The organism is Micromonospora sp. NPDC005710, from assembly GCF_040630995.1.
In the GTDB taxonomy this organism is placed as follows: Bacteria; Actinomycetota; Actinomycetes; order Mycobacteriales; family Micromonosporaceae; genus Micromonospora.
Window position 1 is genome coordinate 45,370 of record NZ_JBEXYP010000010.1, and the last position, 18,209, is coordinate 63,578.

Genomic DNA, 18,209 nt, shown 5'->3' on the forward strand with positions numbered 1-18,209 from the left:
CCCGCACGTCGCGTCCCGCGCCGCCGAAAGGTGGTTGGTGGGCTCGCCGAGGCCCGATCAGGCCGTCCGGGCACCCGCCCGCAGCGAGTCGATGGTGAGGTCGAGGACTGCTTCGAGGTGGTCGGTCCTTCCGGTGGACAGCAGCAGCAGCACACCGCCCTGGATGCCGGCGAGCAGTGCCGCCGCGGTGCGGTCGGCGTCGATGTCGGGGGCGATGTCGCCGGTCGACTGCATGCGCCGGACGCCCTCGGCGATCGCCGTCTGCCAGCGCCACATGAGCCCGACCACGATCGCCTGCGCGCCCGGCGCCCGCCGCCCGGTCTGGCCGAGCAGACCGTTGAGCGGGCATTTCACCCCCTGCGCCCGGTAGCGCTCGATCAGCCGGTCCCGCCACGCCAGCCAGGTGGGCCAGGTCGTCAGGTTGCTGAGCATCGGCTCCTGGTCGAGCAGGACCTGGTCGGCCTCGTGCTGGGCCACCGCCAGCAGCAGTTCCTCCTTCCCGTCCGGGAAGTAGTGGAAGAGTTGGCCCTTGCTGGTGCCGGTGTGGGCCATCACGTCTTCGAGGCGTACCTCGTCGACGCCGCGCTCGCGGATCTCGGCCGCGGCGCCGACGACGATCCGCGCCCGGGTGGCCGCACCCTTGCGGGTCAGCGCCCTTGTCATGAGACCTCCGTCACCACTGTGCCCTCGTCCCTGCCGGTCCGACCCTAGCTCGGGTTTTGGACTTGCAGGTCCAATTTTGGCGAGCAAAGGTCTGCAAAACGGCCCGCTCGGGGCCGCCACGTGATCGAGGGGACGTACCGATGAACCACTACTACCTGCTCGGGCGGTCGGGTCTGCGGGTGAGCCGGCTGACGCTGGGCACCATGAACTTCGGCGTCGACGGTTTCCACGCGGCGTACGGCAAGACCGAGGAGGAATCGGAGCTGATCTTCCGCCAGTACCTCGAATCGGGCGGGAACTTCATCGACACGGCGGACTTCTATACCGCCGGGGAGAGCGAAAAGATCCTCGGCCGCCTGATCGAGCGGGCCGGCGCCCGTGAACGGCTCGTGCTCACCAGCAAGTTCACCAACACCGTCGACCCGAGTGACCCGAACGCGAGCGGCAACGGACGCAAGCACATCATGCGGGCCGTGGAGGCGTCGCTGAGCCGGCTCGGCACCGACTACATCGACCTGTACCTGCTGCACACCTGGGACCGGATCACCCCGGTCGAGGAGGTCGTGCACACCCTCGACGACCTGGTGCGCGCCGGCAAGATCCGGTACGCCGGCCTCTCCGACGTGCCGGCCTGGTACGCGGCCCGGGCGCAGAGCTACGCCGAGGCGCACGGCCTGGCCCCGATGATCAACCTGCAACTGCCGTACTCGCTTGTCAGTCGTGGCATCGAGGCGGAGTTCGTGGCGATGGCCCAGACGATGGGCATGGGGCTCACCGCGTGGAGCCCGATCGCCAGTGGCCTGCTCAGCGGCAAGTACCGGCGCAGCGGCGACGGCCTGAGCGGGACCGGCCGGCTGACCAACCCCGACACCGGCGGCCGTGCGGTGAGCGCCAGCGAGTGGCAGGTCATCGACGCCCTGGAGAGCGTCGCCACCGAACTCGGCCGCAGTATGGCGCAGGTGGCGATCAACTGGGTCGCCACCCAACCCGCAGTGGCCTCGGTGATCATCGGTGCGAGCAGCGCCGGGCAGGTCGGCAGCAACTTCGAGGCGCTCGACTTCGAGATCCCGGCCGACGCCCGTCGCCGTCTCGACGAGGCCAGCGCTCCGCAGCTCGGGGTGCCCTACGTGATGTTCACCCCGCAGTACCAGTCCTGGATTGTCAGCCCCGGCCTCGGCATCGGCGACAAGCCGGCCGGCTACGCCCCGCCGGTGTTCAACGCCGCCCAGCCCACCGGCTAGACGAGCCTGACTCGTGGTGCTCGGCCACTAGTCGGTGCGGACGAAGTCCGCCGCTGGTGTCCCCTGTCCCTCGTAGAGCGCGACGTACAGCCGGTGCAGCGCGCCGCCCTCGGCACCGAGGGCGGCGAGGTTGAGCGTGTTGTGTTCGACGCCCCACGCCTCCGGCAGGGTGCACACCCGCAGGGGGATCGCGTGCGCGTCGGCGATCCGCCGCGGCACCCGGACCGCCGCCCTGAGGTCCACCACGCCGTCGAGCGGGCTGATCGCGACCGCCGCGGTCCGCAGACCGGTCCGCCGGGGCGGACCCGGCAGCGCCCGGGCGATCGTCAGGTACTGCGTGACGGCGGCGAGTGAGTATCCGCGCGACGTGACGCGGTCCCGCAGGACGCGGCGTCCGTACAGCAGGATGAGCGGCCGGAGCGCCCAGGCCGGCGCCTGTCGTGGGTGCGGGCCGAAGAACGGAGACAGCAACAGCAGATGCCGTACGACGGTGCCCGGCACCTGGGCCAGCCAGGTGGCCAGCACCGCACCGCCGGAGATCCCCACGACGCCCACCTCGTCGCCCAGCGCCGCCGCGACGGCCCACCCCTGCGCGGCGTACGTCGTCAGCTCGCCGGCCTCGACCCGGTGGTGGGCCCGCCGGTCCACGGTGCCGTGCTGGGGAGCGCGGGGAATCCAGACGTTGTACCCCCTGTCGAAGAACTCCCGCGCCAGGTCGTCGTACTGCTCGGGTGCGAGGGTGTACCCGTGCAGCAGCAGCACGGCCTTGCCGGTGCGGGAGCCGTGGCTCAGCAGGCGGCTGCGTGACTCGGGTCGGACCTCGGGGTTGGCCGCCTCGGCGGCGATGACAGCCTCGGCGGCACTGGTGGCGGTGTCGAAGTCGAGCGGTCGGGCCGGCGCGACCAGCAGCCCACGGCGGCCCACCGGCCAGAGGTAGAGCCCGGCGACCGCCGCCGCGACGAGCGTCAACCCGCCGACGACGAGCGCGATGATCTCCGGCATGGGACAGATGCTGACAGGGGTCGCGCCGCGCGCCGGCTGAGGGGGTGCGCCCGGGTGACCGGGCGCACCCGGTCAGCTATTCCGTGCTCTTCGGTGGCGTGAAGACGACCCGGGAGCGCAACTGCCGAAAGCCGGTCCGCTCCAACTCCGCGAGGACCGCCACCCGGTGCGATTCGACGTCGGCGATGACCTCACGGGCACCGCCTGCGGCCAGCACCCGGACCGCCTCGGCCAGCAGTTCCGGCCGGGCCGCCTCGTCGAGAAGCCCGAGATAGGCGAGCAGGGGATAGCAGGCGTCCCCGAATGTGCCGAGCAGCCCGACCGGTTTCCCGGTCTCCAGTGCGATGCGCCACCTCGCGGTGTCGTTCCCCAGCCAGGCCAGCGGGTCGGTGGCGAGGTCGACGCCCCCGACCACCCGCGCGATCTCGACGCCGGTCAGCACGTCCGGCTCGGCGACCCTGGCGACCAACGCGTTGATCTCCGCGACGTCGGCAGGTACCCGGAAGTCGTACCGCCCGGAGGACGCCGGCAGGGGGGTGCCCGTCCAGGAGCAGCGCAGCCGCTCCCCCCGCTCGACCAGCCCGGCGAGGCGGGCGGCCTCCATGGGTGCCCGCACCACGGCCAGCACCTCGGGCCGACGCCGCCAGTGCGCCGGCAGCGCCGCGTAGTACGGACCGGGACCGCCCATCGCGTCGTGGGCGGCGCGCAACAGTGCGGCGCCCACCTCCGGCTCGGCGTCCAGGTCGAAGCGGTCCAGCCAGGGGGTTCCGACGGCGCCCGGGGGAAGAAGCCAGGCGGCCCGGCCGACCACCCGGTCGGCGCGCAGCGCTACCCAGGTGGTCTCGGGTCGGTATCCGCCGCCGGCGACGCCGTCGGTGTAGGCGACCTGGCGTAGCTGGGGCAGTGGGTCGGGCATGGAGTCGAACACGTGTTCCTCGCCCGCGACGAGCGGACGGATGACCAGATCAGTCATGGCGTGATCCTTCGGGAAGCGAACGCCCCAGTCAGATCCGCGCGGACGCCGGAGCGCGGAGGGGGCGCAGAACATCGGACATTGTTCTGACCTCCTCCCGGCTCGACGGCGTGCCGACGACCCTACGCGGGACGGCCGGCGGCCCGCAAGGGACGGTCACAGTGTCGGGTTGCTCTCCGATCCACGCTGGTGGGCCCGCTGGTCCAGGACGGTGATTCCGGCGAGGATGACCGCCACGGAGACGGCCACGGCGACCGGCGGAAGCAGCACCATGGGAACCGCCCCCACGACCAGCGCCGCCACGCCGATAAATAGTGCCGGGCAGCGTGGCGTGGCGGTACTGCCCTTCTCCAGGAACCCGCGCCCGATCAGGAACAGCACCGGGCCGCCGAAGACGATGACGACCAGGGCCCAGTCGATCGGTGGATGCGGATCCTCGATGATCTGCCCGAAGCCGACAGCGGTGCAGATGATGCCGCCGACGATGAGCAGCAGGCTGTAGCTGGCCCACCGGGACAGGTCGATCCCCTCGCCGCTCGGAGAGGAGGCGTTCCCAGAACGGACGTGGTAGAAGTAGATCCGCCAGAACGAGACGACCGCCACGAACGAGGCGACGAGGATGACGGTGCCGTCGATGGTGAAGCCCGGGAAGCTGACCGCGGCGCCTGATTCGAGCACCACCTCGGCGAGGGCGATCATGAAGAACTGGTTGTACCGCTCGGCGAGGTGCTCCTGCGAGACGGTGACCCCGAGAGTGGTGAGCTGCGGGCCACCCATCCGGGGCAGCGGGTAGGTGGTGGCGGCGCCGATCATCTCGATGGCGAGCGCGATGGTCCAGAAGACGCCTCGGCCGAGACCGCCACTGATGCCGCCGCTGATCCACAGCACGCCGGACGCCAGGTGCCAGGTCAGCACCCGGAGCGAGAACGTGTGCACCGCGTGGCCCCGCAGTGCGACAGCCAGGAACAGCGGCCGGCCGACCTGGATGATCACGTAGGTGCAGGCGAAGATCACGCCACGTTGGCCGAACGCCTGCGGCAACGAGACGGCCAGCACCAGCGTGCCGAACATCGTCGCCAACAGCACTGCCTGCAGGTCGGGGCGTCGGGGGTCGTAGGTGCTCGCCAGCAGGGCGTTGAGCGACCAGATCATCCACATCGCCGCGAAGAACAGGACGGTCTGACCGGCCTCGGACAGCAGCGTGTGCCGGACGATTGTCAGGTCGTCGGCGACCCGCCCGGCGAGGCGGGCCAGCGCGAAGACGTAGACGATGTCGAACAGCAGTTCCAGGACGGTCGCCGAGCGTGGGCTCTTGCTGTCCCCGAGCCCACGAAAGAACCGAGCCTCCCTCAACGACCACTCCCACCTGAGCCCTATCTGCGTATTTTATCCGCTTTCATCGCGCCGTTGTCACTGATGCCGGATACCGGGTCGGCGGTACGCCGGATCATCTGCGCCGTCACCCTGCGGTACGAACCCGGGTCGACCGGCAGCAGCCACTGCCGGGCCCGGGTCAACGGGCCGACGTTGAGCCCCACCTCGTCGAGCACCTCGTCGATGTTGTGCATCGAGAACGGGATGATGTTCGTGCCACGAGCGTGCCGCCCGTTGGTGCGCGTCGTCATCCAGAACAGCCGGGCGCGCACCTCGTCGCGCATCCGGACCTCGGTCGGCAGGCTGATCCCACCCCGCAGGTACGCGGCCGTCCAGACCGCCGCCATCTCCGCGCTCAATGGGCTGAAGAACGACGAGTTGTAGCCGGCGAAGGTCAGGTGCGGCACGCCGATCGGCAGGATCTGCCGGTAGAGCATGAAGTTGCCGGCCTCGTCCTGGAGCCGGGCGTGCACCGCGTCGTCGAGGAACGGCACGTGTTGGCGGAAGCCGGTACCACAGATCACCAGGTCGGCCGCGAGCACGGTGCCGTCGGCCAGGCGGGCGGCGGGCCGACCGCCCTCGACCAGCAGCTCGGTGATCACCTGTTCGCGGTGCACGGCCATACGGCCGTCGGTGACCCGCTCGAAGAAACCCTCCGTGCCGAGGCTCACCGTGCTGCGGGCGATGTCCTCGAAGCTGCCGTCGGGCACGAGACCCAACTCGCGCAGGTTGAACTGCCGGGTGGCGACCGCGCCCACGCTGTCGACCATGCGTCGGCGCAAACCGTTCCCCGGGCCGTGCAGGAACCGCTCGAAGCCCTTCAGGTTCAGGTAGCGGAACAGCGCCTCACCCATCCGGGTCAGCAGCAGGTACTTGTAGTTGAGCGCCCCACCGAGCTTGCGGGGCATCTTCCAGAGCAGTTCGCGCGCCACGACGTGGGTCTGGGCGGCGACGTCGCTCACCGGTACCGCCACGTCGCAGGACGACTTGCCGTACCCGATCACGACGACGTTCCTGCCTCGGGCCTCCTCGATGTCGTGGAACTCCCCCGTCGCCAGGACGCGCCCTCCGGCGGCGGTGAAGCTCGCCTGCCCGGCGAAGGACGGGACGACCGGGTCGGAGAAGATGCCGTTGGCCACGATCAGGTGGTCGTACCGTTCCACAGTCAGCGGGTCCCGGGTGCCGGCCGGCCGCGACGTGACCAGCCACCCGGTCTCGTCGTTGACGAGCTCCGCCGAGGCGACCTCGGTGGACAGGCGCAGCACGCTGGCCAGCCCGAACTTCTCCACATAGCTCTCCAGGTACCGCTGAACCTGCTCACCTGACGGCCACTGGGGATAGCCGGCGGGCATCGGCAGGTCGGAGAGGTGGTAGGTGCCCTTGTCGTTCTGGGTGTGCAGGCCGGGGTACCGGCGGGTGCGACTCCACACCCCACCGACGTCGGGCGCACGCTCGAAGACTGTGACGTCGAATCCGCTCTGCCGCAGCACCTTGGCGGCGCTGACACCGGCGAAGCCGGCACCGACGATGGCGATCCTCATGATCTCCTCCACAGGACGTACGAACGGTGCAGGCGCCTACCGCCCGCGGTGCTCGCACGCTAACGAGCAAGTTGGGACGGTCGCTATCCGCGCGACGCGGGCACTGTCCGCAGTACGCGGCCGGACCCTTTTCCTGTCGGGTCGACGGCTTTCCGGTCTGGTCCGGCCCGCTCACGCCTTACGGTCAGCGCGACGGGACGCCCGGGAGGTGTCGAATGGATGCCGTGACGGTCCGGACGGACGACGTCGACCGGGCTCGCGCCGAGGTGGCCAGGGTCTTCTGTCCACACCGGCTCACCCCCCAGCCGGGTGTGCACAGCGTGCGACTGCGGATGGCGGCTCGCCGGGCGGGCGGGGTGGGAGTCGTCGACCTCGACTACGGGCAGGCCGTCCGCATTCAACCGCCCGCGCTGGAGACCTTCTACCTCGTGCAGATCCCCAGCGCCGGCAGCACCCTGGTCCGGCACGCCGGTCAGACAGTGACCTCGACCCCCGAGATCGCCTCGGTCCTGTCCCCGTACGACTCCTCGGACATGCGGTGGTCCGAGGGATCGCCCCACCGGATCTTCTACGCCGACCGGCGTGCCGTCGACCGGGAACTCGCCCGACTGGTGGGCCACCCGGTGGACGACCCGGTCCGCCTCGACATCGGCATGTTCATGACCACGCCGACCGCTCAGGCGTGGGCGCGCGGGGTGGCGTTCCTCGCCGACGAGCTGTCGCAACCGGCTGACGCGTCGCTGTTCGACCACCCGCAGGTCGCCGCCCGGTTCGAACAGGGCCTCATCGGCAAGTTGTTGCTGGCCCACCGGCACAGCCACTCCCACCTGCTGGCCGAGCCGGGTCAGCACGCCCACCCCGGGCGTCTCGTCCGCCGGGCCTGCGCCCTGATCGCCGAGCACCACGGAGAGGCACTGACCGTCGGTGACGTCGCCGAGGCGCTGCGGGTGGGCGTGCGGACGCTGCAGGACTGTTTCCGGCGTGAGTTGCAGACCACCCCTACCGCGTACCTGCGGGCCTGCCGCCTCGACGCGGCGCACCGGACGCTCCGCTCGGCCGCGCCGGGGGCGTCCGTGACGACTGTCGCCCTGCAACACGGCTTCGTGCACCTCGGTCGGTTCGCGACCGAGTATCGGAGCCGCTTCGGCGAGTCGCCGTCGACGACCCTGCGCCGCTGACCACGGATCGGCGAGCTGGCGGAACCGGGTGGTAACGGCCAGCAGCGCGCCCGGGGGGCAGACGCTCAGCGTTCCGGAGATCACTGACTGTGGTAATCGTTATCCCGGTGCGGCCGACCAGTCTCCTGAGGGGAGGCAGGTGGCGGATCTTTCCGTCATCGTCTCCGTCAGGTAGCGGTACGACCACACGAGGGAGTAGAGACGATGCGCGCAACCGGCCAGGGTGAAGCGGACGCCGCAAGGGGAAACCGGGGCGTCCACGCGGAACCCCGACACGGGGTGCTCGGCCGCCTCCCGATCGGTGTGAGGCGGCTGCTGTGGCCACTGCTCGTGGCCGCCGCGGTCGCCGTACTGGTGACGGGTGTGATCGTCGTGGTCCAGCCGAACGGCCCGACGCCGGTCCCGGCGGCGACGCAGGCGCTCGACGTTCCACCATCCGCGAGCCCGCAGCCCGGCGCGGCAGGCGCCACCACGCCCACCGCCACGACGAGCCCGACGGGCGCGACCCCGACGCCGACTTCGACGCCGGCGGCGAAGCCGACGACCGGACGTCCGGTCGCCCCGGCGGCCCCGGCGGTCACCTCGAAGCGCAAGGGCGTCGGGGTGTGGACCTTCGACGGCGTGAGCCAGGCGCTGGCCAACTCCGGGGCGAGCTGGTACTACACCTGGGACGTGAAGCACCAGGGCGTCACCAGCCCGCAGGGCACCGAGTTCGTCCCGATGATCTGGGGGGCGAAGAGCGTCACAGCGAGCAACCTGCAACAGGCCAAGCAGAACGGCCGCTACCTGCTCGGCTTCAACGAGCCGGACCTGAAGGGCCAGGCGGAGATGACCGTCGAGCAGGCATTGGAGCTGTGGCCGCAGTTGCAGGCCACCGGCCTTCCGCTGGGCAGCCCGGCGGTGGCCTGGGGCGGCGACCGGCCGGGCGAGTGGCTCGACCGGTTCATGGCCGGGGCGAAGCAGCGCGGCTACCGCGTCGACTTCATCGCCCTGCACTGGTACGGCGGCGACTTCACCACCGCCAACGCTGTCAACCAGCTCAAGTCGTACCTCCAGGCCGTGCACGACAGGTACGACCTGCCGGTCTGGCTCACCGAGTTCGCCCTGATCGACTTCTCCAACGGCGTCCGCTTCCCCACCCAGGCCCAGCAGGCCGCGTTCCTGACGGCGGCGACGAAGATGCTCGGCGGCCTGTCCTGGCTGCACCGGTACTCGTGGTTCGGCCTGCCCGCCACTGACAAGGACCAGAGCGGGCTCTTCCGCACCGGCAGCAGCGCCACCGCCGTCGGCCGCGCCTACCAGGCCGCGCGCTGATCTACAGCAGGTCGACGTGGTCCCGCCAGGAGTGCCGCGGCTCGTACCCCAGCACCCGGCGGGCCTTGTCGATGCCGAGCAGGGTCTCGTGCTCGCCCAGCTCCCTACGGATCTCGACGTCGGGGTAGACCTCGGCCATCAGGCTGGCGCTGGACCGGGTCATCACGGTGTCGGCGTTGGCGATGATGAAGACGTCCGCACCGGGCTGGTCGTGCGCGAGTGCGCGCTCGACCGCCTGGGCGCCGTCGCGGGCGTCGATGTAGCCCCACAGGTTCCACCGGCGCAGGTGGGGGTCGGCGTCGAACGACGGGAACGGCGCGTAGTCCTCGACGTCCATCACGTTGGAGAAGCGCAGGCCCACCATGACCAGCTCCGGGTCCCACCGGCAGAAGTGCCGGGCCATCTCCTCCTCGAGGGCCTTGTTGAGCGAGTACGTCGACTCGGGCCGTGGCGCGTACTCCTCGTCGACCGGCGCGTACGGCGGCGGGGTGTCGAACGGGAGCCCGAGGACCGTCTCGCTCGACGCCCACACGACCCGCTTGATCCCGGCCGCCCGGGCCGCGGCGAACACGTTGTACGTCGCGGCGGAGTTGTTCGCGAAGGTGGTCGCGTTCGACATCAGCCCGGGGGCGGGGATCGCCGCGAGGTGCACGACCGCGTCGACGCCGCCCGCGTGTTCGTCGGCACCCCCGGTGAACGCCTCCACCACCTGCCCGTAGTCGGTCAGGTCGACGAGCAGGAACTCGCCGTCCACGTCGCGCGGGTCGCGGCCGCCGACGCGGTCCACCGCCAGCACGTCGACGCCAGCGGCGCGCAGGTGGGCGACCACGGCACGGCCGAGCTTGCCGGTGGCACCGGTGACGACGACACGGCGGGGCGGTGCGGAGCTGCTCATGACCCCATCCTTCGCCGGAGGTGGCGTCGGCCCGGCGGCGGGGTGGGCTCCGACCGCCGCGCCACGATCGCGTTCCGTGCGCGATCGGCTGGCCAGGTGCGTAACGTGCAGGGGTAAACGTTGTCGCGACGAGGAGACTTCATGTCCAAGCCACCGCTTCCCGAGGCCGCGGTCGCCATGCTCCAGAAGCCGAACCCCGCCGTCATGACCACCCTCCGCAACGGCGGCCAACCGGTCTCCGCCGCCACCTGGTACCTGTGGGAGGACGGCCGGATCCTGGTGAACATGGACGAGAGCCGCCGCCGGCTGGAGCACGTCCGCAACGACCCGCGGGTGTCCCTCACCGTGCTCGACGAGGCCGGCTGGTACACCCACGTGAGCATCATCGGGCACGTCGCCGAGCTGCGCGCCGACGAGGGGCTGGTGGACATCGACCGGTTGTCGAAGCACTACACGGGCAACGCGTACCCGCGCCGGGAACGCGGCCGGGTCAGTGCCCTGATCGAGATCGACCGTTGGCACGGTTGGGGCGAGCAGAAGGACAACAACCAGGTCGGCTGACCGCCGCCGCCTGCCCTGGCGCCCTCGACGACTGTCGCCGGGGCGCCAGGGCACCGGTGGTCAGGGTGTCAGGGCGGTGGCGGACCGGGTGCGGACGCGGGTCACCAGGTAGCCGAAGGCAGCCGCGGTGAAGAACATGACGATGCCGTAGACCGCGCCGGGGATGGCCATCCGGGTGTTGTCGAGCAGCGCCGGGCTGAGCGCGATGGTGATGGCCAGGGCGCTGTTGTGGATGCCGATCTCGAACCCGGCGGCCGTCGCGGCGCTGCGGTCCACGCCGGCGAGGCGCGGCACCCCGTACCCGATGGCGAGGCTGAGCAGGTTGAAGGCGAGCACGGCCAGGCCGACCGAGACGAAGTAGTCGGCGAGGTTCTCCCGGTCGCCGAGCACCACACCGACGATCACCGCGACGAGTACGACGACGGAGAGGATCCGGACCGGGCGGTTCAGCCGCTCGGCGACGTGCGGCAGCCGGGCCCGGACGAGCATGCCGATCGCGACCGGGACGAGCACGATGACGAAGACCTGGAGCACCTTGTCGAACTGCAGGCCGATGCTCCGCCCGTCGGGCAGGAAGTACGCCGCCGACATGTTGACCAGGATCGGAAGGGTGAACACGGCGAGCACCGAGTTGATGGCGGTCAGGGTGATGTTCAGGGCCACGTGGCCGCCGAACAGGTGACTGTAGAGGTTGGCAGTGGTGCCGCCGGGCGAGGCGGCCAGCAGCATCATGCCGACGGCCAGCTCGGGTGCGAGGTCGAATGCGAGGACGAGGCAGAAGCAGAGTGCCGGCAGCACCAGCACCTGGCAGACAAGTGCGATGACGGCGGCTCGTGGGTGGTCGGCCACCCGGCGGAAGTCCGCCGTGGTCAGTCCGAGACCGAGACCGAGCATGATGATGCCGAGGGCGACGGGTAGTCCGATCAGAGTCACGGCGGAGTCCATGGCACATCGTTACCACCCGGTAACGCCGTTACAATCCCCCATGTGGCTGGACGGCTCTTGACCCCGGGCGTTGACCGGCTTAACTTCATCAATCAGATAAGTATCTTTACTAATTCTGCTTGATGTCTCGTGGAGTGTGCCGATGCGACCATTCCGTCACCGCCGTCTCGCCGCCGTCGTCACCCTGGCGACCCTACTGATCACCGCCGCCCCACCGAGCGCCGCGAACGCGGGCGCCACACCAGAGCGCACCGGCTACCACCGGGTCGGCTACTTCACCCAGTGGGGCATCTACGGCCGGGCCTTCCCGGTCAAGAAACTCGAAACCTCGGGCGCGGCGAGTCGTCTCACCCACCTCAACTACGCCTTCGGCAACGTCAGCGAGGACGGCCGCTGCTACGTCGACGGTGGGCCGGGTGAGGGCGACGCCTGGGCCGACTACCAGCGTCCGGTCCCCGCCGAGGAGAGCGTCGACGGTGTCGCGGACGCCCCGGGCCAGGCGCTCAACGGCAACTTCGGCCAGCTCGCGAAGCTCAAGGCCAAGCACCCCGCACTGAAGGTGCTGATCTCGCTGGGCGGCTGGAGCTGGTCGACGTACTTCTCGAACGCCGCCCGCACCGACGCCTCGCGCAAGGCGTTCGTCACGTCCTGCATCGACCTCTATCTCAAGGGCAACCTGCCGGGCAGCACCCCGGGTGCCGGAGCCGGCGTCTTCGACGGCGTCGACCTCGACTGGGAGTGGCCCGGCTCGGAGGGTGAGCCCGGCAACGTCATCCGCCCGGAGGACAGGGAGAACTTCACCAAACTGCTCGCCGAGTTCCGCCGACAGCTCGACGCGTACGGGCGCACGACCAGGAAGCACCACCCGCTCACCGCGTTCCTGCCGGCCAGCCCGACCACGATGGACGCCGGCTACGAGGGCCGCAAGATCTTCAAGTACCTGGACTTCGGCACCGTGCAGGGGTACGACTTCCACGGCGGCTGGGACGCGCGGGCCAACCAGCAGTCGGCGCTTCGCGTCCCGGCGGGCGCACCGGACAACCCGGACTTCTCCGTCGAGGTGGCCATCGACGGGTGGATCGCCCGTGGGGCGCCGCGCGACAAGCTCGTGCTCGGCATCCCCTACTACGGTCGCGGCTGGACCGGCATCACCGGCGGCGGTAACGGCCTGTTCCAACCGGCCACCGGGCCCGCGCCGGCCACCTTCGAGGCCGGGTACGAGGACTACAAGAACCTCAAGAACCTGGCCGGCAACGGCTACGCGGTGCACCGCGACCTGCGCGCCGGGCACGCCTGGTTGTTCGACGGTACGACGTTGTGGACGTACGACGATCCGGCTGTCGTGTTGCAGAAGACGCTCTACATCCGACGGGCCGGCCTGGCCGGCGCGATGATCTGGTCGCTCGACGGCGACGACGACAACGCCACGCTCACCAAGACGATCGGCCTCGGCCTGACCACCTGGTAGGCGTACCCCGATCCCTCCGGCCCGCCGCCGGCCGGCTTCTCGGCAGGCGGCGGGCCGGAGGTCGGCCACCGCGTCACGCCGTTGGGCTGCCGTTACCCGCCGTGCCGAGGTGGATGTCGACGTCGGCGGCCTCGGTCATCTGGTCGTACGCCTTGGTCCTGAGCCGGTTGGTCTGCAACTCACCGTCGAGCAGCGCCGCCCGCAGTGCCTCCGCGTCGGTGATCTCCCTGCTGGTCACCGCGTCGGCCGCTGTCGTCGCGCCCTGCACGACCTCCAGGTGAGTGCCGTCGGTGGGCATCAGCTCGGCCCACTTGGCAAGGCAGTAGACCTGCTCCGGCACCTCCTGGCACTCGCCCGTCAGGTCGGGCAACTCGTCGCCGGTGCCGAGGTGACTGGTGCGGAACACGGCCAGTTCGTCGACGAAGGCGGCCAGTTGCTCCTCGACCGCCGGAGCGAGTCGGGTCGCCACAGCTTTGCCGAAGATCCAGCGCAGCGCCACGAGCTCCATGCCGGCCCGCACCGGGAGGTAGAGCTTCGCCCAGCTGGCGTTGAGGAAGTCACTCGGGTCACGCTCGGGGGCACGGGCGTCACCGGCCGACCACCAGCCGGGGTACGACACGAACGAGGCACGCTCCCAGTCGAAGACGCGGTGCCAGAACTCGATCTCCCACGCCTCGTCCCGAACGCTCGCCGGAAAGTGTGCCTCGACGATCTGCGACACCATCTCGTTCACGGGTGAGAAGCCGTCGCGCAGCCGCGCCTCGAACTCGTCAGCGGCCTCCACGGCCGCCGCGAGCACCGCGGCACGCGTGTCCTGCCAGTCCTGCAGGTCGGTCACGTAGCCGGCGACGAGCGCGTTGTAGGCGGCGTCGTCGGCATTCTCGTCGACAAGCGTCGGGGTACGCCGGAACACGGCGGCGAGCTGCACATCGGCGCCGGGACCGGCCAGCCAGCTGGCCGCGCCGACGTGGATGCGTACCCGCAGTGCCGGCTGGCCGGTGACGTCGGTGGCCACCGGAACGCCCACCACCCGCGCCGCGATGCCCGACGGCGGCCGACGGGTGATCAGGTTGAGGCTCTGTCGGATGCTCTCGATGTCGCCGTCCCACTCCCAACCGCTGTCGAAGACGACGTCGATGTCGTAGTCGGCGCTCATGTCGCCGGTGAATCCCCACTTGTCGAGGGTGACCACCGGGGAGTGGATGGTGCGGGTCTCCACGGCGGCCGGAGCGCCGGGTGCCACGCGCGCCGGCTTGACCGGCATCGGGGGCAGCGCGGCGAGAGCGTTGTCCCTGATCCGCTGGCGCCCGTCGGTGATCTTCTTGGCGAACGCCAACGCCGGGTCCTTCACCGTCGGCGCCCAGCACACCCGGGCGCCGTACCGTTCGTGGGCCAGCTCCAGCCGTTGCAGCACCTTGAAGTAGTGCAGGGTGATCGGCGTCACCCGGTTGGGGTTGCGTACGGTCCGCTTCGATGTCGACTCCATGCCGGTCTCGCTCACCAACTTGAAGTCGGTCCGGTGCTGGGTGCGGTAGCGGGCGGCGACCTTGGAAGTGGCGGTCTGGCTGTCCTTGACGGCACGGCGGCTGGTTTCCTGACTGGCCGCCGTCACGCTGCGCGTGTAGCCGATGGTGTGGCTGGCGTTGAAGGTGCCCCAGACGCCTGTCGGGCTGGTGTACTGGCCGGTGTGGCTGGCGTTGAGCCCCCAGGTGTCGGTGAGGGACTTCTGCCGCTCGAAGCCCTCCTGCAGTTCGGTAGTGAGCGCGCTGGTCAGCTCGACGTCGGTCTGCTTCTCGGTCTCGTCCTGCTCCTCGAGGGTCAACTCCCGCTTGGTGTAGGTGCGCTGCTCCAGCACCGCCTCCTCGCCGGGCGCGAGCGCGAGCGCGTAGACGTGCTCGCCCAGCGCGAAGCCCACCGGCCGGATCCTGGTCCGGTCGAGGAACGCGATGCCCACGTCGGACTGGAGCAGGCCCGCGACGAACTCGGCCTCCTGGTCACCGAGCAGGCTCTGGCGCCGGGCCGGCGGCTCGCGGTGGATCATGCCCGAGTCCTGCCCCGGCAGCGCCGCCTCGGCGGCGTCCATGTCGTTGGCCTTCCACAGCCCCGACAGGCCGAGTTCCTTGAGCAGGTGCGGCAGTCGGTCGGCGGACAGCCCGCCGTACCGCATCGCCTCGATGAGCGCCTGCTTGACGTAGAACGGCAACACTGGCGTCTCACCGTCGCCGAAGGTGAGCTGGACCGGCACGAAGTAGTTGGAGTAGACGTAGCGGTCCGAGTGCGCGGTGCTGAACCCCAGCGTCGCCAGATCCGCATCGGCGACGACGACTGTACCCATCGGGTGCTCCTCTAAAGTGGCAGTTTGAACAGGGTTTGCAGGCCCTGGTAGGTCATTTCGTGCGAGGTGACGAAGAACCCGGGAAACAGCTGGCTGAGGGCGGCCTGCCGGACGACGGTCTCCCGCACGGCGTGTGTCGTCAGCTCTTCCAGCCCGGCGACGACCTCGGCCGGCACCCCGCCCTTGCTGGCCCGCTGGTAGGCATCCGCGATCGCCTCCCAGCGACCGTCGAACGCGTCGCCGAGGTCGTCGGCGACGGTGCCCCACGTCTTCTCGAAGCGCTCCAGCTTCGTCGACGCGGTCCAGTCCACGTTCGTGACCCGGGCGGCCTCCGTGTCGACCAACAGCAGGTCGCTGCGGAGTTCACCGACCGTCGTCGACGCCTTCCACCGGAACCGCTCGGCGAGGTGCGCGGCCAACGCCTTCTCCGCGCCGGCCGCGGACGGGTTCCTGGTGTAACCGACGAGGCGCAGCAGCAGGTCGCGGTCCGGGTGTCCGAGCAGCAGCTGGGCGATCGTCTGCCGGAGCACCGCGTCGGAGCCACGCAGGGCCGCGACCAGCTCCGGGTTGGCCGCGCGGACCGCCTCGACGACAGTGGCGAGCGACTTCTCCGCGAACGGCTGCAACCCCGGTGAGCGGGCCACCAACTGGGCGGTCTCGGCCGCCATCCGCCGGTGCACCCGTTGGCCGAGCCGCCAGGGTTGCGCCTGCCCGGCCTTGCGCAGCGCGCGGAACTCCTCGTACGCGGCGGTCTGCAGGGCCCTGTTGAACACTGTCGTCAGGCGCTGTTCCAGTTGGCGCGCGATGGCGGCCCGCACCACGGCGGCCTGGAGGTCACGGGGGGTCTTGGGCGGTTTGAGTTCGCGCAGATCCTCGACGCGCTTGATGATCTCGTCGAGGGCCTCGTTCAGCTCCGCCCGGCTGGCCGATCGACCTGCCGACGACACGGTCTCCGACATGCACGCCATCAGGACCGGCTTGCCGTCGGCGCTGATCAGCGCGCTGAGCCGTGCTCCCGCACCCGCCCCGGCGAACGCCTCGGCGTGCGCGGCCTGGTGGAACACGGTCAGGGTCAGCTCGGCGTCGACGAGCAGCGCCCGGCCCTGCCGGAACAGGGCGTCGAGCACCTTCGGGGGAAACAGGGTACGCAGCACGGCCAGGCCCACCTGCGGTGTGGCAAGCAGTGCCGCCCGCCCGATCGCGACGAGCAGCGCGGCGAGCTGGGTGGTCAGCAGACGGATCTCGGCGGCGGCCTCCCGGGCACCCACGATCAGCAACGGCACATACCGGATCGCGGCGCGCACCGCCACGCCGCCGACGAGCCGGACCAGGTGGACCAGGCCGGTCAGCAGCTGGAACAGGTCGCCGGCGATCCTGCCGAGCAGGCGGCCGGCGGCGAACGGGTCGAGTTCCTCCAGGTGTCGCCCGAATTCTGCCGTCCAACCCCGCCAGAGTGTCAGCAGCCGCTCGGGCACGGTGCTCGGGTCCAGGGCGGCCACGACGCCGGCCAGTGCCTCACGGACGACGGTGGCCTGCTCGGCGAGACGGTGCAGACCGGCCCGGGGGTCCACGGTGAGCACGATCAGTGTGGTCATCTGCTCCTGCTGGAGGCGACCGACCAGCTGCACGAGTTTGCCGAGGTCGACCACCACCGTCGCGAACGACTCCCCGACACCCACCAGGAAGCCGTCGAGGAACAGCTTGGGATTGATCCCGTTCCACGCCGCGAAGTGGCGCATCGCGTCGAGCAGCGCGGGGTCGAGGCCGAGCAGGAATCGCCGGAACGCGCCGTCCGTGTCGACGTCGGAGGCCGCCAGGTCGAAGAACGCCTCGGCCAGCCCGAGCCTCGCCAGCATCGCGACCAGGTCCCAGACGTTGTCGGCGGAGATCCGGCCGGTCATCGCCTGCAACACCCGGTCCCGGGTCATCGAGCGGGTGGCGTGCGCGTCCATCCAGTACCGCACGGTCAGCGCGACGAACTCCACCCGCGGATCCTGGGTACGCACACCGAAGACCGCGGCCCGGTTGTCAGCGGAAACTCGCGGCACAGTGAACCAGTCCCGGATCATGACGACCTCGCCGGACGGCTGCCCCACGTTCCCCACCTCCTTCAGCGCAGTGCACTGTCCGGGCAAGGGGATTCGAGCGGTAGCGCTGCGTCGAGAACCCGACATCGATCCACTTCGGAGCGCGAAACCGGGCGTCTACAGAGGGATCGATATCGGTCAGCACTGTCGACCCGGTCGGGTCGGGTGGCTCAGTTGTCGTACGTCTCGACAGACGGTTGGTGATCGGCCAGTGCACGCACTGCTGCGTCGATGAGCGCTGTCACCTGATCCATGTCACGAGCACTGTGCACGTCCAGCTCGGCCGACCAGCCGCCCGGCCGGGCGAGCGTCACCGTCACGTCGTCGCGGCGGTGGGTCAGCCAGCCGGCGACCGCCTGCACCAGCACCATGGCGGTGCCCGCGTCGCCGACCGCCACCCGCAGTGTGTCAGTGCGGTCCGCCGACATCCCCTCGGGAGATGTCGTGGTCACGCCCTCCCGCAGCCGATCGTCGGCGCGCAGCCAGGACGCCAGCGACCGCCTCGCGTCGGCGGACGGAAGATCCGGATGAAGCGAGAGCGTGATCATCTCTGGCACGTCTCCTCCGCACCGACGACGACAGGTCCACGCCACCATCCTGCCAGTAAGCGTCCGGGCCGGCACGCCACGTAG

Annotated in this window: 15 protein-coding genes; 5 read left to right on the forward strand and 10 right to left on the reverse strand. The window is 70.3% G+C overall.

Translation table 11 applies throughout. From position 1 onward, the window contains the following. Positions 1-57: 57 nt before the first annotated feature. Positions 58-663 (reverse strand): TetR/AcrR family transcriptional regulator, encoded by a 606-nt coding sequence (locus ABZ406_RS15775; protein WP_357761319.1) that lies wholly within the window; start codon positions 661-663, stop codon positions 58-60. Between the two features lie 140 nt (positions 664-803). On the opposite strand from ABZ406_RS15775, the gene ABZ406_RS15780 reads away from it, so the two are divergent. Continuing rightward, positions 804-1,904, forward strand: a complete 1,101-nt coding sequence (locus ABZ406_RS15780) for an aldo/keto reductase (RefSeq protein ID WP_357761322.1) — start codon at positions 804-806, stop codon at positions 1,902-1,904. A 27-nt stretch (positions 1,905-1,931) separates the two neighbouring features. Here ABZ406_RS15780 and ABZ406_RS15785 read toward each other — a convergent pair whose 3' ends face one another. The 4 genes from ABZ406_RS15785 to ABZ406_RS15800 all read right to left on the reverse strand — a co-directional run bounded on the left by ABZ406_RS15785 (position 1,932) and on the right by ABZ406_RS15800 (position 6,794). Next, on the reverse strand, positions 1,932-2,906 hold the full coding sequence (locus tag ABZ406_RS15785) for an alpha/beta fold hydrolase (protein WP_357761325.1): 975 nt from the start codon (positions 2,904-2,906) through the stop codon (positions 1,932-1,934). A gap of 76 nt (positions 2,907-2,982) precedes the next feature. Beyond that, positions 2,983-3,879, reverse strand: a complete 897-nt coding sequence (locus tag ABZ406_RS15790) for an acetyltransferase (RefSeq protein ID WP_357761328.1) — start codon at positions 3,877-3,879, stop codon at positions 2,983-2,985. 156 nt (positions 3,880-4,035) lie between these two features. Beyond that, positions 4,036-5,232, reverse strand: a complete 1,197-nt coding sequence (locus ABZ406_RS15795) for a low temperature requirement protein A (RefSeq protein WP_357761330.1) — start codon at positions 5,230-5,232, stop codon at positions 4,036-4,038. 20 nt (positions 5,233-5,252) lie between these two features. Then, entirely contained in the window at positions 5,253-6,794 is a 1,542-nt protein-coding gene (locus ABZ406_RS15800; protein ID WP_357761333.1) for an NAD(P)/FAD-dependent oxidoreductase, read from the reverse strand. A 224-nt stretch (positions 6,795-7,018) separates the two neighbouring features. Between ABZ406_RS15800 and ABZ406_RS15805 the strand changes: the two genes are divergently transcribed. Both ABZ406_RS15805 and ABZ406_RS15810 read left to right on the forward strand, forming a co-directional pair. Further along, a complete protein-coding gene (locus tag ABZ406_RS15805; protein WP_357761335.1) occupies positions 7,019-7,972 on the forward strand; it encodes an AraC family transcriptional regulator in 954 nt (317 codons plus the stop codon). A gap of 204 nt (positions 7,973-8,176) precedes the next feature. After that, complete coding sequence (locus ABZ406_RS15810; RefSeq protein ID WP_357761338.1) at positions 8,177-9,286, forward strand: glycoside hydrolase family protein; 1,110 nt, start codon at positions 8,177-8,179, stop codon at positions 9,284-9,286. Between the two features lies 1 nt (position 9,287). Here the strand turns inward: ABZ406_RS15810 and ABZ406_RS15815 are convergent, their stop codons facing one another. Next, positions 9,288-10,181 (reverse strand): NAD(P)-dependent oxidoreductase, encoded by an 894-nt coding sequence (locus ABZ406_RS15815; protein WP_357761341.1) that lies wholly within the window; start codon positions 10,179-10,181, stop codon positions 9,288-9,290. Between the two features lie 141 nt (positions 10,182-10,322). On the opposite strand from ABZ406_RS15815, the gene ABZ406_RS15820 reads away from it, so the two are divergent. After that, positions 10,323-10,742: a PPOX class F420-dependent oxidoreductase gene (locus tag ABZ406_RS15820; RefSeq protein WP_357761344.1), complete on the forward strand. Its 420-nt coding sequence runs from the start codon at positions 10,323-10,325 to the stop codon at positions 10,740-10,742. A 60-nt stretch (positions 10,743-10,802) separates the two neighbouring features. Here the strand turns inward: ABZ406_RS15820 and ABZ406_RS15825 are convergent, their stop codons facing one another. Continuing rightward, entirely contained in the window at positions 10,803-11,687 is an 885-nt protein-coding gene (locus ABZ406_RS15825; protein WP_357761347.1) for a bile acid:sodium symporter family protein, read from the reverse strand. 142 nt (positions 11,688-11,829) lie between these two features. Between ABZ406_RS15825 and ABZ406_RS15830 the strand changes: the two genes are divergently transcribed. Beyond that, a complete protein-coding gene (locus ABZ406_RS15830) occupies positions 11,830-13,155 on the forward strand; it encodes a glycoside hydrolase family 18 protein (RefSeq protein ID WP_357761350.1) in 1,326 nt (441 codons plus the stop codon). Between the two features lie 73 nt (positions 13,156-13,228). Here the strand turns inward: ABZ406_RS15830 and ABZ406_RS15835 are convergent, their stop codons facing one another. The 3 genes from ABZ406_RS15835 to ABZ406_RS15845 form a co-directional block, all read right to left on the reverse strand. After that, a complete protein-coding gene (locus tag ABZ406_RS15835; protein ID WP_357761353.1) occupies positions 13,229-15,490 on the reverse strand; it encodes a hypothetical protein in 2,262 nt (753 codons plus the stop codon). 11 nt (positions 15,491-15,501) lie between these two features. Beyond that, positions 15,502-17,586, reverse strand: coding sequence for a hypothetical protein (locus tag ABZ406_RS15840; RefSeq protein WP_357761356.1), 2,085 nt, complete (start codon positions 17,584-17,586; stop codon positions 15,502-15,504). A gap of 161 nt (positions 17,587-17,747) precedes the next feature. Next, a complete protein-coding gene (locus ABZ406_RS15845) occupies positions 17,748-18,125 on the reverse strand; it encodes a hypothetical protein (RefSeq protein ID WP_357761773.1) in 378 nt (125 codons plus the stop codon). Positions 18,126-18,209: the final 84 nt, after the last annotated feature.

Bases quoted from the DNA above. Each gene is read 5' to 3' on its own strand.
- ABZ406_RS15810 (WP_357761338.1), top strand. From the start codon at position 8,177: ATGCGCGCAACCGGCCAGGGTGAAGCGGACGCCGCAAGGGGAAACCGG.
- ABZ406_RS15775 (WP_357761319.1), bottom strand. From the start codon at position 663: ATGACAAGGGCGCTGACCCGCAAGGGTGCGGCCACCCGGGCGCGGATC.
- ABZ406_RS15825 (WP_357761347.1), bottom strand. From the start codon at position 11,687: ATGGACTCCGCCGTGACTCTGATCGGACTACCCGTCGCCCTCGGCATC.
- ABZ406_RS15835 (WP_357761353.1), bottom strand. From the start codon at position 15,490: ATGGGTACAGTCGTCGTCGCCGATGCGGATCTGGCGACGCTGGGGTTC.
- ABZ406_RS15815 (WP_357761341.1), bottom strand. From the start codon at position 10,181: ATGAGCAGCTCCGCACCGCCCCGCCGTGTCGTCGTCACCGGTGCCACC.
- ABZ406_RS15820 (WP_357761344.1), top strand. From the start codon at position 10,323: ATGTCCAAGCCACCGCTTCCCGAGGCCGCGGTCGCCATGCTCCAGAAG.
- ABZ406_RS15800 (WP_357761333.1), bottom strand. From the start codon at position 6,794: ATGAGGATCGCCATCGTCGGTGCCGGCTTCGCCGGTGTCAGCGCCGCC.
- ABZ406_RS15845 (WP_357761773.1), bottom strand. From the start codon at position 18,125: ATGATCACGCTCTCGCTTCATCCGGATCTTCCGTCCGCCGACGCGAGG.
- ABZ406_RS15785 (WP_357761325.1), bottom strand. From the start codon at position 2,906: ATGCCGGAGATCATCGCGCTCGTCGTCGGCGGGTTGACGCTCGTCGCG.
- ABZ406_RS15780 (WP_357761322.1), top strand. From the start codon at position 804: ATGAACCACTACTACCTGCTCGGGCGGTCGGGTCTGCGGGTGAGCCGG.
- ABZ406_RS15830 (WP_357761350.1), top strand. From the start codon at position 11,830: ATGCGACCATTCCGTCACCGCCGTCTCGCCGCCGTCGTCACCCTGGCG.
- ABZ406_RS15790 (WP_357761328.1), bottom strand. From the start codon at position 3,879: ATGACTGATCTGGTCATCCGTCCGCTCGTCGCGGGCGAGGAACACGTG.